The sequence below is a fragment of the Nitrosomonas cryotolerans ATCC 49181 genome, from assembly GCF_900143275.1.
GTDB lineage: Bacteria > Pseudomonadota > Gammaproteobacteria > Burkholderiales > Nitrosomonadaceae > Nitrosomonas > Nitrosomonas cryotolerans.
Genome location: NZ_FSRO01000001.1, coordinates 1,772,371 through 1,789,343, shown reverse-complemented (window position 1 = coordinate 1,789,343; position 16,973 = coordinate 1,772,371). Strand labels below are relative to the sequence as shown.

Here is a 16,973-nt window from a genome sequence, read left to right as displayed (position 1 = left end):
AACACTGTTTTCCATCTTTGTTTCCTGTCTTCTTTCTGCATAACTGGTAGACTGAGTGGAATTTAACTGTAACTGGAGAAAATATTATGGCAAAGACATATAACGCAGGTGTAAAAGAGTATCGCCAGACTTACTGGACCCCGGAGTACACACCGTTGGATACCGATCTACTGGCATGCTTTAAAATCACCCCACAACCTGGTGTACCACGTGAAGAAGTGGCTGCCGCAGTTGCGGCAGAATCTTCCACCGGCACTTGGACCACGGTATGGACTGATCTATTGACCGATCTGGAGTACTATAAAGGACGCGCTTATCGGATTGAAGACGTACCCGGTGATGACACCTGTTTCTACGCTTTTGTGGCTTACCCAATCGACCTGTTTGAAGAAGGTTCAGTAGTTAACGTGTTAACTTCACTGGTCGGCAATGTATTTGGCTTCAAGGCGCTGCGTGCATTACGCCTGGAAGATGTGCGGTTCCCGATTGCCTATGTAAAAACCTGTGGTGGTCCTCCTGCCGGTATTCAGGTTGAACGTGATCGTTTGAATAAGTATGGCCGGGCCCTGCTAGGATGTACCATTAAGCCTAAACTAGGCTTGTCTGCCAAGAACTATGGCCGGGCTGTGTACGAATGCCTGCGCGGTGGTTTAGATTTAACCAAAGATGATGAAAACATAAATAGTCAGCCATTTATGCGCTGGCGTGATCGTTTTGAATTCGTAGTGGAAGCTTGTCAAAAGGCTGAGCGCGAAACAGGTGAACGTAAAGGCCATTACCTTAACGTGACCGCACCGACTCCAGAAGAAATGTATAAGCGTGCTGAGTTTGCAAAGGAATTAGGCGCACCGATCATCATGCATGATTATTTGACCGGTGGCTTAACTGCTAATACGGGACTGGCTAATTGGTGTCGTAATAACGGTATGTTATTACACATCCATCGAGCCATGCACGCCGTGCTTGATCGTAACCCACATCATGGTATTCATTTCCGCGTGCTGACTAAAGTATTGCGTCTATCAGGTGGAGATCACCTCCATTCTGGTACTGTGGTTGGTAAATTGGAAGGTGATCGCGAAGCCACCCTGGGCTGGATCGATACCATGCGCGACAAATATATTAAAGAAGATCGTAATCGTGGTTTATTTTTCAACCAGGATTGGGGTTCCATGCCGGGCGTATTTCCAGTCGCTTCGGGTGGTATCCACGTATGGCACATGCCTGCTCTAGTTGCCATTTTTGGTGACGATGCCTGCTTGCAGTTTGGTGGCGGCACATTGGGTCATCCATGGGGTAACGCTGCAGGTGCAGCAGCTAATCGGGTAGCTTTGGAAGCCTGCGTAGAAGCACGTAATCGTGGCGTGGAAATTGAGAAGGAAGGCAAGGATATTCTGACTAAAGCAGCTAAAAGTAGTCCTGAACTGAAGATTGCCATGGAAACATGGAAAGAGATCAAGTTCGAATTTGATACTGTTGATAAATTAGACGTAGCTCACAAATAAGCAATAAAAAAGTAAGTGGAAGAAACGGCTGTCATAGGGCTTTTTCTTCCCTTGTAACTGAATTCAAGGAGTAAAATTAATGAGTGAAGTAATCGATTACAAATCGCGTGTCAGTGATCCAGCAAGTCGCAAGTTTGAAACCTTTTCTTACCTGCCTGCAATGACTGATGATGAAATCAAGAAACAGGTAGAATATCTAATCAGTAAAGGCTGGAATCCCGCGATTGAGCATACCGAGCCAGAATACCTGATGGATTCCTACTGGTATATGTGGAAATTACCCATGTTTGGTGAGACCGATGTAGATCGCGTATTGACAGAAGCGGCCGCCTGTCATAAGGCTAACCCAAACAATCATGTACGCTTGATTGGTTACAATAATTTCAATCAATCTCAAGGTGCAGCTATGGTGATCTACCGTGGCAAGACCGTTTAAGCAGTAGCCGGGCTTTACTTACTACCCGAAGCCCCCATTACCCGTAAGGGTCGGGGGTTTTTTTTGACCTAAATATATGCATTCTAAAGAGTTAAACAGGAGTTCATCATGAGCGAGATCATTGATCAGTACCGTATTACTACAGAACCTTACTACCTTCCAATTGCTGACGAAGTGGAACTGTATGAGGCTGCCTATTCTGTGCGTATGCCCATGATGCTTAAGGGCCCGACCGGTTGCGGAAAAACTCGGTTTGTCGAGCACATGGCCTGGAAATTAAAAAAACCGCTTATTACTGTCGCCTGTAACGAAGATATGACAGCATCCGATCTGGTCGGTCGTTTTTTACTCGATGCAAAAGGAACATACTGGCAAGATGGCCCGTTAGCCATTGCTGCCCGTTATGGTGCAATCTGTTATCTGGACGAAATTGTGGAAGCGCGACAAGATACTACTGTAGTTATTCACCCACTAACTGATAACCGGCGTGTATTACCGCTGGAGAAAAAAGGCGAACTCCTTCATGCACACGCTGATTTTCAGATTGTCATTTCTTATAACCCGGGATATCAAAGCCTGATGAAGGATCTCAAACAATCTACTAAACAACGGTTTGGTGGCCTTGATTTCAATTATCCAGAGCATGATACAGAAAGTGAAATTGTCGCACATGAAACGGGCGTATCACTGGATATTGCAGAAAAATTGGTTTCAATAGCTGAACGAGCACGCAATTTGAAAGGACATGGGCTGGATGAAGGAATTTCTACGCGCATGCTGATTTACGCAGGAAGCCTGATTGTCAAAAATATTGATGCGCATGCTGCTTGTCGAGTTGCGCTGGTTCGACCGATTACTGATGACCCTGATATGCGAGATGCACTGGATGCCGCTGTAACCACTTTTTTTTAATTAACCATTACATTAAAAATAACAGCAATAACTAATTCTCACCAGCTGGTGGATTTTGTGTAAATAGGTGAATACAACATGAGTATTAATCTGAGTGACTACAAGGAATTACTAGAAGATCTGGAGCCTGAGTCGATCGCATTATTAAATAATATCTGGCCAGATGCGACTAAGATTTTTTCTCCCCGTGGCCTGGATAATTATTTGAAAGGTGCGTCTGCACTGCAGAACCTTGGGCGTGGGCGTAGCCTGGTGGATACCTGGATTGACGAAGCGCCGCAAGTAGCCAAGGAGGTTGGTGAAGACGTTGTTGCTGATCTCGCCACAGCAGCCTTGTCTCTGGCTTCAAGAACTTCAGGTTCAGTCATCGAACTGGTTCTAGCCACTGCACCGACAGCCGCTCAGCGGTTAGGGGACGCACAGTTATTCCAGAATTATCTGCAATTTCTGAATACGCTGATAGCACAGGCCCCACGTGGCGTACGCCCAATGCTTGACAAATTAGATGTGCTATTCGGACAGCTTACTTTGGGTGGATTACGCCGTTGGGCAATGTGGGGAGCACACGCGCATCGCACCGATTATGAGGAACAGTTTAAGTATTTCGGCTTACAATCCAAAGAATCCCTGGCTATTTTACAAAAGGAACGTAAAGGCACTTTATTTGTCGATGTACAACGTCGTATTAATATGTACATGCGCGCGTTATGGGCCCGTGATTTTTTTATGAAGCCAACATCAGGTGATTTCGAAACGCGCGAGGGTTACAAGCCATATATTGAAAATTATTTCATACATCTGCCAGATGCTTATGATAGCTATGCCGATGTAGAAGCCAGTGAAATTTATCGTGCAGCCGCCGCTCATGCAGCAGCACATCTAGTAGAAACAAGGGAACCCATCTCTGCTGAAGGACTCAACCCTCTGCAAATGGCGGTTATTGCTGTCATAGAAGATGCACGTATTGAGGCACTTTCAATTCGCCGCTTTCCAGGCCTACGCAAAACCTGGTCAACATTGCATACTGCCACCCCGGAAATGGCAACGAGTGTTGGTGATTATTTGAATCGCCTGGCTCGGGCATTATTAGATCCAGCTTATCAAGATGCAGATAACTGGATTGTTGAAGGCCGACACCTTTTTGCACAGGCACAGGGCAAACTCCATAGTCATCATATATCATGGGAAATTGGTGTTCAGCTTGCGCATCGCATTAAAGATAAGGGACTTTCCTTTAATCCGCGTACTGATCAACTGACCGCGCCTTACCTGGATGACAATCGTTATTTTTGGGAATTTGTTGAATTTGATTTCAATAAGGCATTAGCCGCCGGTTATGATGCACCCAAGCAAATCCGCAAGCATGTCAGCGTCATGGAATTTGCAAACGCAGTGGAAGTTGAAAATGCTGGAGATGATGCCCAGGAAATTTGGGTCATGGAAACAGAATTTTTTCCCTATGAAGACATGGGTATTTCTTACAATGAATTAGAAGGTAAAGAGCCTGTCTCATCGCCCTATCACTACTCCGAATGGGACTATCAGATTCAGCTTGAACGTCCTGCATGGACAACGGTCCAGGAAAAACGGGCCAAACTGGGTGATATTCACTGTATTGACGATATTGCCAAGCAATATAAACGTGAAATTGCCCGCATGAAATTCCTGCTTGATGCCATGCAACCACAAGGTGTTCGTCGCATACGCAAACTCGAAGATGGTGATGAAATTGATATCAATGCGGCTATTCGCTCCATCATTGACATGCGGATGGGTATGCAACCAGATCCACGCATCATGATGCGGTCAGTGAGAAAAACCCGTGATATTTCCGTTCTGGTCCTGCTCGATCTGTCTGAATCAACCAATGAAAAAGTTGCCGGACAGGATTTTTCAGTACTGGATTTAACACGCCAGGCGACCGTGTTACTGGCTGATGCTATCGATAAGATTGGTGATTCATTTGCAATTCATGGTTTCTGTTCAGATGGTCGACATGATGTAGAATATTATCGTTATAAGGATTTTGATCAGCCTTACAATGAAATACCTAAAGGGCGACTCGCGGGAATGACGGGACAACTTTCCACTCGCATGGGTGCAGCCATGCGTCACGCCAGTCACTATCTCAAATTACAAAAATCTGCCAAGAAGCTGATGCTAGTGATCACCGATGGCGAACCCGCAGATATCGATGTACGGGATCCTCAATATTTGCGCTACGATACCAAAAAAGCAGTAGAGGAAGCTGCTCGCGTTGGTATTGTTACCTATTGCATGAGCCTTGATCCGCGCGCTGACCAGTATGTTTCGCGCATCTTTGGTGCGCGCAATTACCTGGTGGTAGATCATGTGGAAAGACTGCCAGAGAAATTACCCATACTCTATACTGGGCTGACTCGTTAACCTCATTCACTTTGCCATTAGATAGCAACAATCGTATTCAATACCTATCTAATGGCAAGTATCCAAAATTAAAAAGCAGACATCGCCTGATTATAAATCAAGGTAGCACGATCATAACCAATAGCTTCACACCCGATAGCTCTTCTCTACCTACATACTCCTCAACCGAACACCTTCTGGATAGAAAATACTCGAATCTCCATCCTTTATGCAGGACAAAGTAAAACACCATTCTATCTTATACATCAAAAAAGCAAGCAATCAATAAAAAGACGTTCTGTCATTAACGTTATAATAATGATAGTGAATTGAATTTGAATGGAGTTTGAATAGGATTTGAATGGAACATAACGTAACCCTGATCACCACGATCGCGGCTGGTTTTGGCCTCGCTTTGATATTTGGCTTTATTGCCGAACGATTTAAGATCCCAGCACTGATTGGCTATCTACTCGCTGGAATTGTGCTCGGCCCAGAAACACCAGGATTTGTAGCAGATATCGGAATTGCTTCTCAGCTGGCAGAAATCGGCGTTATGTTGCTGATGTTTGGCGTTGGGCTTCATTTTTCCCTGGATGACCTGCTAGCGGTTAAGCGGATTGCGTTACCTGGCGCAATCGTACAAATGGCAGTAGCAACTATTCTAGGTATGAGTATGGCCTCATGGTGGGGCTGGAACTTTGGCGCCGGGCTGGTTTTTGGCTTATCATTATCCTGTGCCAGTACTGTGGTGTTACTCAAGGCACTCGAGTCTCACGCTATTCTAGAAACGATGAATGGGCGCATCGCGGTGGGCTGGCTGGTTGTAGAAGATCTGGTAACAGTCCTGGTTCTTGTGTTACTCCCATCACTTGGGGGAATACTCCACAATCCAGTTACATCCATCAGTGAAGCCATCCCACTATGGCGCACGGTCGGGTGGACGCTGCTTCAAGTCTCGGCCTTTATTGCCCTAATGCTGATCGCTGGCCGCCGTATATTACCTTGGCTGTTATGGCAGGTCGCACGTACTGGCTCGCGGGAATTATTTACTTTATTAATCGTCGCATCTGCGATTGGAATTGCTTATGGCGCATATGCACTATTCAATGTGTCGTTTGCATTAGGTGCTTTTTTTGCGGGAATGGTCATGCGGGAGTCTGAATTCAGTCATCGTGCTGCTGAGGAGTCACTACCACTGCGCGATGCATTCGCAGTACTATTTTTTGTTTCCGTAGGAATGTTATTCGATCCAGCCATCTTGATTGAAGAACCCGTACATGTATTAGGTGTTGTTGCTATTATCATTGTCGGCAAGTCGATCGCAGCCATGTTGCTGGTGCTCGCTCTTCGCTATCCTTTGAATACTGCCTTGACCGTAGCAGCCAGCCTGGGCCAGATCGGTGAATTCTCTTTTATTCTGGCTGGACTTGGCTTATCTCTCGGCTTAATGCCTACCGAAGGATTAAGCCTGGTGCTTGCTGGTGCATTGATCTCCATCGCTTTTAACCCATTGGCATTTGCAGTCATCTCACCAATCAATCGCTGGGTGCTCAAGCACTCGAAACTGGCACGCCACCTGGAACGACGCGATGACCCATTTGCCGAATTACCGATGAATACGGAGCGCAAGTATCTTGAAGGGCAGGTTATACTGGCAGGTTATGGCCGAGTCGGGCAATGTATCGCAACCGCCCTGAATGAAAGAAGCATTCCCTATGTCGTTGCGGAACAAAACAGAGAGTCGGTAGAAGATCTTCGTAAACAAGGTGTTGCTGCTGTATCAGGCAATGTAACCGAACCTTCAGTTCTGATTCAGGCACATATCGTCGATGCTGCAATGCTCATTATCACAGTGCCAGATCTTCTTAGTATACGCAAAATGCTTGAAATCGCTCATACACTGAATCCGGATATAGAGATTGTACTGCGTACTCAAAGTGAAGATACTTCAGAGCTTCTGAGAAAAGATAATATCGGCACCATCTTCTTTGATCAGGAAGAGCTCGCCAAAGGAATGATAAACCACGTATTACAGCGATTTTCGCCGCAAACAACAACGGCACAGAAAAAATAATGACTGCTTAATATGTTGAAACCCAGTAAATAATAGATCGCTACATAATTATGTTCTCAACATTTTTACTCAGAATGCATTACAATCGATTTAATGAATCTATTTCCTGTTTTGATATAGACTATTATTACCCCATAATGATACAAGAATAATCGAATACATTATCAATATGCTCCGTTTGTATACCGCGATATGAGTATTACTACAAAGAAAATTATTTATCATAAATTATATTTTTTCCATGATTAATAGACATTCCGTGAGCAGAGACGAACGCATCATTAGGGATAGTCAGTATTTTTTAAAATTTAAACTATGACAACAAAATTCTATGTCGGAATCGATCAGGATGAAAATGGTGGGCTTACTCCTGTGGGGCGTATAGTGCGTGATGCCTGGGTGTTTAATATTCTACCTGAATCCGAGACATGCACAGGCTGGAATATCGCTCAAATGCAAAAGCTGTACGAACAGGTATTTGTTGCCTGGGAACCCTATGCTCATTTACCCAGCCGTTTACCAGATGAATTACAACAGCGACATGCACAAATCTATACACAAGCTATTGATAAAGCCAAAAGCGAAGGATGGGATGCCGAGCTGGGAGAGAATGAGTAAAGGTTGATTAATCGGAAAACCTACTCTTTCCTCTTTCTTAATCACAAGAAATAGAATCGCAACATTTTTGCTAAGATCTCAATGGCGGGAACTTGATTATTCTCGCTGGACCCTCGAGTACTGTTTTTTTTGCCAATACCTGTAATGCAGCAGGGAATTCTCTTTGTAAACGAGCCATAATTATTGCCTGATCCTCACGGTAATAAATGGCATCATAAGCAACCGGCTGGTCAAGTGCCGTACGTCCTTGAGACTGAAAATGACACCAAGCGATATCAATCCAGCATTTGCGTTCGCCGTCCACAAATACAAATTCTTCCGCATCCAGAATAGCCAGATACTGCATGCTGCGAATAGGAACAAACAAGTGTCCGGTAGCACAACGTGCAAGCAAAGTAATTGCAAGATTATAAGTAACAGCAGGCAAATAACGTGATTCACGGCTTATTTCACTGTCCCGATAGCAAGTAATTTCCATATCGAATTATATTAAAGTTTGTTATGAAATTTCTACAAAAATAAATATATGCATTCCACACGTCTGGAACAACCAACACGTCATCGTAGTGATTTGCAAACTATTCGTACCTTACTGCCTTATCTATGGGAATTCAAGGGGCGAGTTGCATTGGCATTAGCTCTGCTCACGCTAGCCAAGCTGGCAAATGTCTCAGTTCCACTGATTTTAAAAGAAATTATTGACGCACTTGATCAACCGCGTGCCATGCTGGCTCTACCTGTTTTCTTATTAATAAGCTACGGCGTATTGCGTTTATGCAGCACCTTATTCGGGGAATTACGTGATGCAGTTTTTGCTAAAGTTACACAACGGGCTATTCGGCGTATAGCTATTAAGATATTTACTCATTTGCATTCACTTTCATTACGATTTCATTTGGAACGGCAAACTGGCGGGGTATCACGTGATATAGAACGAGGTTCACGGGGCATATCATTTCTTATGAATTTTATGCTGTTCAACATTCTACCCACCCTGTTGGAAATCAGCCTAGTCATGATGATACTAGCATCTAGCTATGATATTTTATTTTCTATCATTATCATGTTTACCTTACTGGCTTATATAGCCTTAACACTCATTGTTACCGAATGGCGCATGATTTTTCGCCGTACTATGAATGATATGGACTCGAAAGCTAATACACGCGCAATTGATAGTTTATTGAATTATGAAACGGTCAAATATTTTGGCAGCGAATCATGGGAAGCCCGGCGTTACGATGAACATCTGAAAACATGGGAAACGGCTGCAATCCGTAATCAGACCTCGCTGGCGGCTCTCAATACAGGACAAAGTATTATTATTGCAGTTGGCATAACACTCTTAATGTTACTTGCGGCTGACGAAGTGGTAACAGGAACCATGACACTCGGCGATCTAGTACTCATCAATGCATTTATGCTCCAACTTTATATACCTTTACACTTTCTTGGATTTGTTTATCGTGAAATCAAGCATTCTTTGGCCGATATGGAAAAAATGTTTAATCTGTTGACAGAGAATGCGGAGATCGAAGATAAACCTGAAGCAGAAATATTGAATCCCGAGAGCGCGACCATATCTTTTAATAATGTGGAATTTAGTTACGATCTAAATCGCCAAATATTATTTGGTATCAGTTTCGACATCCCCGCCGGAAGAAATATCGCCATTGTTGGCCATAGCGGCTCAGGCAAGTCGACCCTACCCCGTCTACTATTTCGCTTCTATGACGTGCAAGCGGGCACTATTTCAATCAATCAGCAGGATATTCGTAATGTTACTCAAACAAGCTTACGAGCGGCCATTGGTATAGTCCCACAGGATACTGTCTTATTTAACGAAAGTATCTATTACAATATTGCTTACGGACGGCCTGACGCAAGCGATGAAGAGATATTGAATGCTGCTAGATCAGCATATATTCACGATTTCATAGAGAGTCTACCAAACAAATATCAGACTATAGTCGGAGAGCGTGGCCTGAAGCTATCAGGAGGAGAAAAGCAACGTATTGCGATTGCGCGCGCTATTCTGAAAAACCCCTATATTTTTATTTTTGACGAAGCGACCTCAGCATTAGATTCGAAATCAGAAAAAATGATACAAGCAGAATTAAGGCGGATTGCTTCCAATCGCACTACTTTAACCATCGCTCACCGTCTTTCCACTATTGTGGATGCAGACCAGATTCTGGTTATGGATCAGGGTCACATTATCGAACGGGGCAATCACCATCAATTATTGGCGAAAAACGGCACATATGCACACATGTGGAGACTTCAGCAAGAAGAGAACATGATGGAGGCAGGCAGTGAAATAGTCAATTGCCCATGAGCAGTGGAAGAAACGGATGGTTCTATCTCAACATCAACATATACAGAAACCTGCAAGCACGCCTATATTCAGGCTTTTATACGTGGCTATAACAGTACGGTTTCATGTAAAAATCGTTCGAGACGGCAAACCAAAACAGTCATTTTACTTTTGATGAGATTCTTCATTCAGAGTAACGCTCATACGTTATCCTTGCATCAATCTCACTTCAGCAGCAGCCAGGTTTTCTTGTATTCCCCTCAGCACAACGACATCTCCCATTTCCAGTCGGGTCTCAGCAGTGGGTAGTAGCCCACGGATATTGCGTCTTCTTACTGCCGTAACTTCTACTGAAAACTCAGCCAGATCGAGATCTCCTAATGTTCTATTAATGGCAGCAGCACCTGGCACAATAATTACCGTAAGTAAGCGCGGCAGTAACTTTTCATTACCTTCTTCTATGTCGTCTGTCGCACCATAAAAGAAACCTCGAAATAGGCTATAACGCTGTACACGAGTTTCGCGCATACGCCGCAAGATACGCCCGGTTGGAATATCCAGAAGCATCAATGCATGCGATGCAAGCATTAAGCTCCCCTCCATTATTTCTGCAACTACTTCCGTCGCACCTGATTCTTTGAGCAAATCAATATCGGAGTCATCACGTGTTCTGATTACTACGGCCAATTCTGGCCGCAGTGTTTGAACATGGTTCAGAATCTTTAATGCTGAAACAGTGTCAGCATAGCTTATTACTAAAACCCTGGCACGCATTAACCCAGCCGCAATTAAAACCTCTCGGCGAGCGGCATCACCATATACTACTGATTCACCCGCACTCGTTGCTTCATAGATACGCTGTGGATCCAAATCTAATGCAATAAATGAGATTGATTCCTTTTCTAGCAGCCTGGATACATTTTGTCCACTACGTCCATAACCACAAATAATCACATGGTCTTGCTCCGCCATGGTTTGGGCAGCAATTGTTGTAATTTGCATCGCTCGATGCATCCATTCGGACTGATAGAAATACCGCACCATCCGCTCATTATGTTCAATAATAAATGGAGCAACAAACATTGATAATACCATTGCAGCTAATACCGGCTGTAGAATCGTATTATCAATCAATCCAAACACACCTGCTTGAGCCAATAATACGAATCCGAATTCACCACCTTGCGCCAGACTCATACCCGTTCTTGCAGCAACCCCAGAATCGGCGCCGAATAAACGTGATAAGCCTGCGAACAACACCACCTTCAATATAATGAGCGCTAAAAGAATGCATACTATCCACATAAAACTCTGCACTACGACTTGCGTGTCTAACAACATACCTATGGTTATAAAAAACAGACCCAGGAAAATATCCCGGAAAGGCTTGATGTCATCTTCAACTTGATAACGATACTCAGTTTCAGAAATCAACATACCAGCAAGAAATGCTCCCAGAACTGGTGACAACCCAGATAATTCAGTCAGCCAGGCAAGCCCTAAAGTTATCAGCAACACATTTAATACAAATAACTCGGATGATTTCTGACGCGCCACCAGGTGAAACCATGGACGCATCAACTTTTGCCCAAAAAATAAAATAAATGCAAGTGCGGCAAATGCCTTAACCAAGGCAATGACAAACATTGTAATATAACTATCACCGTCGCCTGCGGTGCTGGCTAATGCCGGAATCATAATCAGAAGCGGAACCACAGCTAAATCCTGAAACAGCAACACACCAATAATTTGCCTGCCATGAAGCGAATTAAGTTCCAAGCGTTCTGCCAGCATTTTACTAACTATGGCAGTAGAAGACATTGCCAGAGCACCACCCAGGATCAATCCTGTGCGCCAATCCAGCTCTAACATCCAAGCTACTGCCATAACAAACAAAATGGATAAAACAACCTGCGATGTGCCAAAACAAAACACAATACGCTTCATAGTCACCAGTTTAGGGAGACTAAACTCAAGACCAATATTAAACATTAGGAATACCACACCAAATTCTGCTAAATGGCGGGTTTCTTCTGTTTCTGATATCCAGCCCAATGCATGTGGACCGATGACAACACCCGCGAGCAGATACCCCAGCACGGGTGGCAAACGCACCAGGCGAAAGATGACAACGGCTAACACTGCAGTCGCCAATATAATGAGAACAGGTTGTAAATGACTGGTCATCAGTTAAAGAAGCTTCATTAATTGATATGATAGATATCTAGTTCTTTAAAAACCTATTCCAGTAGTTACTCGATCGCTTTACTAGAGATATACATAAAATAGTCTAAGATGATGTTCTTATTAACTTAATGATTGATAGTTCAACACTTATGATAGTAGGATCAAAAAATTCTCCGAAGTATCACTATAAGATACCGCACAAACGCACCAATTATTCGAATTTTAAGTTAGGCTGATCATATAGCCATAGCTAACAAACCTAGCTATCTATGATTGAGTACGATCCTTGTTGCTGCCATAAAGAAAGTATATTGATTCTACTTTTATCTCTATCTGATCACTCTATCGCTCGGAATCACCTGAAGTACTATGATCTCTACCTCATCATATGCTTCCGAGAGCTATATCATCTAACAGAAAATGACTATGCCGATCAAAAAGATGGAGTAATTCAAATGAATTGAATTTGTCACTGTGACGGATATACAAAATTATATCGCAATTGATTATAAGAAGTTGTCTCAAAATAACCAAAAATACTACTCCGAGGCAATCTTATTTATTATCAAGCTTACATACCACATATAGCTGATCGATATTAGCGCTAATAGATCTAAACGAACATACTATGGGGCATTAACAAAATACTGATTCACTTTCGTGATCTAACTTAATATTTATATATTATTTCAAAATTAATCATCTACTTGCATCAAGGTGATTATTCATTTAACTCAATGCAAGCAGACCATCATCAACTAGATAAACAAAATATTATTTATGCTCTTATACGAAAAAATATAGGCATACCCAATAAAATCATATCTGTTCTTATTTATTACTTGTTACTGCTTCATTCATTACCTGCCTGACATTCTTATCTGATTCCTGTTTACCAGAAGCAGTCGAAGCCTTATTACAATAAAACAGCAAGCCACCCGTTAGTACAGCGCCACCAAAAATATTACCCAGCGTTACCGGAATCTGATTCCAAAATAGCCATTGCTCGACAGTAATATCTGCGCCTAGAATCATGGCGGTCGGAATAATAAACATATTGACAATTGAGTGTTCGAAAGCTAAAGCAAAAAATGTTGAGACCGGCAACCATATTGCAGCTATTTTACCTGTTGCAGACGAAGAAACCATTCCCAGAACAGTGCCCATTGCAACCATCCAGTTACATAAAATACCTTTAACAAAGGCGGTCACCCAACCGTTAGCACCAGCATGCTCATAGACTAATGTTTTTGATTCGGCTACAGCAATAATTTTGGCACCCAATGAACCGGAACCTTCGAGAAATGCCTCAGTTAATGAAATTGCAATCAAGAAGCCAACAAATACACATCCGAGAAAATTACCAAAATATACCCAACCCCAATTACGAAGCATCTGCTTATACGTTACCTTGCCACTCATAATTCCAACAGGTAATACCGCAAAATTACCCGTAGCCAACTCCATTCCAAGCAATATAATCATGGCAAAACCAACAGGAAAAACAGCTCCTGAAATAAGCGCAACAGCTCCTCCTGAAAAGCCATCGGATGCTTTAAAAGCCAGAGCAGTTGCATATGCTAACAATGCGCCCGACATGAATCCCTTCAGTAACATGCTACGTATATCCAGACCGGCCTTCTTTTTACTTGCAGCCTCAATTTCCTCCATGAGCTTTAATGGCGGGTTATAGTCCATACTAAATTATTTCTCCTAAAATAAATGGGTTATCTCGCGACCAAACACACTTTATAGTTATGTTTTAATCGTTTTGGTTTATTGATTCGGGTTTTCTGGATAAGGTCTCGAGCCATTATCAATAAATAAACTGCCCAGCCATCCAATAAATAAGAATCCAGCCAGTAAAACCATCAACCAGCCCGCATTTTCCTGATCATTGACTAAATAGCTGTTACATACACGAACAGGAGCAACAATGTATAGCCATCCTAAAACGGCCAACATACTGAAAAAATTGGTTAATACAAATCCACGGCCAATTAGTGAAAGATGTTTCCATGCCAAAACTAATGGAACGCCAACCAATATGGGAAAGCTAATAAATTTTGCTAATTCTGCTAATGATTCTGTTAGCGCCGCATCCAACGCACGTGGTAACATCCAGTAACTTGACACGAACAGTGCCACCACCACACATGGAATAGCACCGCCTATACGCACAAGAAAACGATCTCTTATATGTTCTGGCAACAGCCCGCACGCCACCCCCCCTATTAACGCAAGCAAGGGAATCTGCAGCAACATATGAGCTGTCATGGTAGACTCTAACCAGTCTCGCGCAACAGGTGTTGCAAGAATTATATACGACACTCCAAGTACAAGACCTGATCCCAAGCGCGAACGAAAGAAGAAGGCATATTTCATAGCTGCTCCTCAATTTCTTTTACGAACAAAGCCGCTTCGGTAATATCATAAATTAGCTTTAATCTTCCATCACGACCAACGAGATGGAGCGCAGCATTGTGCTCATATCCACCTAGTCCATCTGGAATGACTATAATACCAAAGGCGTCCAGCAATGATGCTAATTCCGTCGCATTTTTTACTCGCGCAAACCGCCAGTTTTTACCATCGGCGCCATAGTCGTTACTGTATTGCTTCAGGTTTGCCGGATTATCGCGTTCCGGATCAAAACTAATGCTAACCAGAGCAAAATCACGGCCTAACGCATCGGGTGAAATACTATCATGTATTTGTTTAGAAATCGCACTCATGCTGCGACATAAACCTGCGCAAGTTGTGTAAATAAAATCAACCGCTAACAGTCGTCCGTGATATTCCTGCAAGGTAAATGTATGTCCATCCTGATCTTCAAGGACAACAGCCGGTAATGGACGAGGCGAGCTTAAAACTTCTAACCGTCTTGCTGTTTCAGCCGTAAATGCCCTAAAACCATCGGTACCCCACCAGAAAACACCTAAGCCTAGAAAAGTGACAAGTGTTGTTATGATAACACTGCGCTTATCTAGGCCCATGTGTGTAACCTCTATACTCTTGTTACGATTAATAGTCGTGCTATTAATCTATTATGCTTCATTACTTGCTTGAGAGGCCCTTTGGTAATCCCGAGTAGCCGACCCCAAACGTGTTAGGAAGCGGAAAATAAATACCAAAACAGCAAATATCAGTAGTGCAGCAAAAACTGAAGCGATACTGCTAATTGGCACCCAATCTGGCAAATGTTCAGCATAGCGACGCGGAACGCTTACTTTCCCAGAATAAAGGAATGCAAAAATAAAACCCATTGTTCCCACGACATAAGCCCAGAACGATACGCGATCAATAAAGCTATCTTTTGCATCCTCGCTAGGCTTGCCAATGTAATACATAAATCCAAATACCATCGCAACCATGCCCAGTACTAGATAGGTATGAAAGTGACCTGGTACCCATAAGGTATTATGCATCACGTAATTAACGGTAATCGTACCATCTATAAATGCCGGCATAGCACCTGCCGCCCATCCAAATAATGATACAAACAGCAATTTGCTAGCCATATCCCATTTAATTCCTGAACGATATATGATCATCAATGCACCATAACCGGTTACGATCAGAATTGGAAAAGTATTAAGATAACCAATGATATGACCAACTATCAAGAACCAGGTTGGATAAGCAAAATCCATTAATAAGTGATGTGGAAAAATAAACAACACCATAAATGTAGAAGCAGTCCATGAAGCAAGAAATACTTTATTCGACTTCCATGGGCGTTGAGTGTAACGAGGTAATATTTCGTAGACTGCAATTACAGCCATATAAATGACGGCATTAATAAATACATGTCCGAAGAAATAAATCAGGCCCTTTGCCAACAACGGATCAATAGTAAAACTAGGTACATACAGGTTTACCAACATCATGATCAATATGCTAGCGCCAGCAACCAAACCAGCCAAATTTACAATCGTCACCATTGTACTCGCGACTACTGCAGGAGGAGGTGCATTTCCATCATCTTTGCCAAATAATTGAGGCCATCCCAGCCCACGTCCCAAACTGCCATAACGTGCAATAACTGCACGGGCAATATCAAGATGCAGCAGTACAAAACCGACACCAATCACTAATAGTCCGCCCATAAACAAGGCAGCTGCCTCCTGACTCCACATACCCATAGATTGTGATGGTAACGGATAAAGGAAAGTCCATGCGCCATGGAAGTCTCCATACAATACGCTAGCAAGAATCATCACAACGCCGATCAGAAAGATTACAAGATTGGCGACAAAAATACCCTGCGAAAGATCAACATATTCGCGAAGAAAATGCCACATAATCGCTGCACCGGCCATAGCAACAATTCCTACCATGCCAGCGCCATGTAGCGTCATTATTTTATAAAACCAGGGGGGGCCCATGGATATAATTTCTGACTGCTCCAATCGCATTAATAAACCAAACACCATCATTAGCAGCAGCACGATCGCTGCTGTAACTAGATAAGCCAATACGCTAACTTTTGCCCCTTTATCGGGAGTAGCAGTATAAGTGTAATCTGCCATATTA

Annotated in this window: 13 protein-coding genes; 7 read left to right on the top strand and 6 right to left on the bottom strand. The window is 43.1% G+C overall.

The features are described from left to right. Positions 1 to 83: 83 nt before the first annotated feature. The 6 genes from BUQ89_RS08010 to BUQ89_RS07985 all read left to right on the top strand — a co-directional run bounded on the left by BUQ89_RS08010 (position 84) and on the right by BUQ89_RS07985 (position 7,933). A complete protein-coding gene (locus tag BUQ89_RS08010; protein ID WP_028461211.1) occupies positions 84 to 1,505 on the top strand; it encodes a form I ribulose bisphosphate carboxylase large subunit in 1,422 nt (473 codons plus the stop codon). A 79-nt stretch (positions 1,506 to 1,584) separates the two neighbouring features. After that, on the top strand, positions 1,585 to 1,941 hold the full coding sequence (locus BUQ89_RS08005) for a ribulose bisphosphate carboxylase small subunit (RefSeq protein WP_028461212.1): 357 nt from the start codon (positions 1,585 to 1,587) through the stop codon (positions 1,939 to 1,941). A gap of 108 nt (positions 1,942 to 2,049) precedes the next feature. Next, positions 2,050 to 2,853 (top strand): CbbQ/NirQ/NorQ/GpvN family protein, encoded by an 804-nt coding sequence (locus BUQ89_RS08000; protein ID WP_028461213.1) that lies wholly within the window; start codon positions 2,050 to 2,052, stop codon positions 2,851 to 2,853. A gap of 78 nt (positions 2,854 to 2,931) precedes the next feature. After that, on the top strand, positions 2,932 to 5,259 hold the full coding sequence (locus BUQ89_RS07995) for a nitric oxide reductase activation protein NorD (protein WP_028461214.1): 2,328 nt from the start codon (positions 2,932 to 2,934) through the stop codon (positions 5,257 to 5,259). A 340-nt stretch (positions 5,260 to 5,599) separates the two neighbouring features. Then, on the top strand, positions 5,600 to 7,315 hold the full coding sequence (locus tag BUQ89_RS07990; RefSeq protein WP_028461215.1) for a cation:proton antiporter domain-containing protein: 1,716 nt from the start codon (positions 5,600 to 5,602) through the stop codon (positions 7,313 to 7,315). 315 nt (positions 7,316 to 7,630) lie between these two features. Continuing rightward, the gene (locus BUQ89_RS07985; RefSeq protein WP_028461216.1) at positions 7,631 to 7,933 is read left to right on the top strand and encodes a hypothetical protein; all 303 of its coding nucleotides are present in this window, start codon (positions 7,631 to 7,633) and stop codon (positions 7,931 to 7,933) included. A 70-nt stretch (positions 7,934 to 8,003) separates the two neighbouring features. On the opposite strand, the gene BUQ89_RS07980 is transcribed toward BUQ89_RS07985, so the two are convergent. Next, positions 8,004 to 8,411, bottom strand: coding sequence for a hypothetical protein (locus BUQ89_RS07980; protein WP_028461217.1), 408 nt, complete (start codon positions 8,409 to 8,411; stop codon positions 8,004 to 8,006). A 48-nt stretch (positions 8,412 to 8,459) separates the two neighbouring features. On the opposite strand from BUQ89_RS07980, the gene BUQ89_RS07975 reads away from it, so the two are divergent. Continuing rightward, the gene (locus tag BUQ89_RS07975) at positions 8,460 to 10,271 is read left to right on the top strand and encodes an ABCB family ABC transporter ATP-binding protein/permease (protein ID WP_028461218.1); all 1,812 of its coding nucleotides are present in this window, start codon (positions 8,460 to 8,462) and stop codon (positions 10,269 to 10,271) included. Between the two features lie 186 nt (positions 10,272 to 10,457). Here the strand turns inward: BUQ89_RS07975 and BUQ89_RS07970 are convergent, their stop codons facing one another. The 5 genes from BUQ89_RS07970 to BUQ89_RS07950 form a co-directional block, all read right to left on the bottom strand. Continuing rightward, a complete protein-coding gene (locus BUQ89_RS07970) occupies positions 10,458 to 12,437 on the bottom strand; it encodes a monovalent cation:proton antiporter family protein (RefSeq protein ID WP_028461219.1) in 1,980 nt (659 codons plus the stop codon). An 831-nt stretch (positions 12,438 to 13,268) separates the two neighbouring features. Further along, positions 13,269 to 14,135 carry a formate/nitrite transporter family protein gene (locus BUQ89_RS07965; protein ID WP_051537559.1) on the bottom strand — a complete coding sequence of 289 codons (867 nt, stop codon included), beginning with the start codon at positions 14,133 to 14,135 and terminating at the stop codon, positions 13,269 to 13,271. 78 nt (positions 14,136 to 14,213) lie between these two features. Beyond that, positions 14,214 to 14,822, bottom strand: a complete 609-nt coding sequence (locus BUQ89_RS07960; RefSeq protein WP_051537560.1) for a hypothetical protein — start codon at positions 14,820 to 14,822, stop codon at positions 14,214 to 14,216. Further along, positions 14,819 to 15,433 (bottom strand): SCO family protein, encoded by a 615-nt coding sequence (locus BUQ89_RS07955; protein WP_028461221.1) that lies wholly within the window; start codon positions 15,431 to 15,433, stop codon positions 14,819 to 14,821. Before BUQ89_RS07955 ends, BUQ89_RS07960 begins: the two co-directional genes overlap by 4 nt. 51 nt (positions 15,434 to 15,484) lie before the next feature. After that, positions 15,485 to 16,969: a cbb3-type cytochrome c oxidase subunit I gene (locus BUQ89_RS07950; protein ID WP_028461222.1), complete on the bottom strand. Its 1,485-nt coding sequence runs from the start codon at positions 16,967 to 16,969 to the stop codon at positions 15,485 to 15,487. Positions 16,970 to 16,973 lie beyond the last annotated feature (4 nt).

Excerpts from the sequence above, each read along its gene's own strand:
- BUQ89_RS07950 (WP_028461222.1), bottom strand. The coding sequence starts at position 16,969 with ATGGCAGATTACACTTATACTGCTACTCCCGATAAAGGGGCAAAAGTT.
- BUQ89_RS07980 (WP_028461217.1), bottom strand. The coding sequence starts at position 8,411 with ATGGAAATTACTTGCTATCGGGACAGTGAAATAAGCCGTGAATCACGT.
- BUQ89_RS08005 (WP_028461212.1), top strand. The coding sequence starts at position 1,585 with ATGAGTGAAGTAATCGATTACAAATCGCGTGTCAGTGATCCAGCAAGT.
- BUQ89_RS07990 (WP_028461215.1), top strand. The coding sequence starts at position 5,600 with ATGGAACATAACGTAACCCTGATCACCACGATCGCGGCTGGTTTTGGC.
- BUQ89_RS07960 (WP_051537560.1), bottom strand. The coding sequence starts at position 14,822 with ATGAAATATGCCTTCTTCTTTCGTTCGCGCTTGGGATCAGGTCTTGTA.
- BUQ89_RS07955 (WP_028461221.1), bottom strand. The coding sequence starts at position 15,433 with ATGGGCCTAGATAAGCGCAGTGTTATCATAACAACACTTGTCACTTTT.
- BUQ89_RS07985 (WP_028461216.1), top strand. The coding sequence starts at position 7,631 with ATGACAACAAAATTCTATGTCGGAATCGATCAGGATGAAAATGGTGGG.
- BUQ89_RS07970 (WP_028461219.1), bottom strand. The coding sequence starts at position 12,437 with ATGACCAGTCATTTACAACCTGTTCTCATTATATTGGCGACTGCAGTG.
- BUQ89_RS07965 (WP_051537559.1), bottom strand. The coding sequence starts at position 14,135 with ATGGACTATAACCCGCCATTAAAGCTCATGGAGGAAATTGAGGCTGCA.
- BUQ89_RS07995 (WP_028461214.1), top strand. The coding sequence starts at position 2,932 with ATGAGTATTAATCTGAGTGACTACAAGGAATTACTAGAAGATCTGGAG.
- BUQ89_RS07975 (WP_028461218.1), top strand. The coding sequence starts at position 8,460 with ATGCATTCCACACGTCTGGAACAACCAACACGTCATCGTAGTGATTTG.
- BUQ89_RS08000 (WP_028461213.1), top strand. The coding sequence starts at position 2,050 with ATGAGCGAGATCATTGATCAGTACCGTATTACTACAGAACCTTACTAC.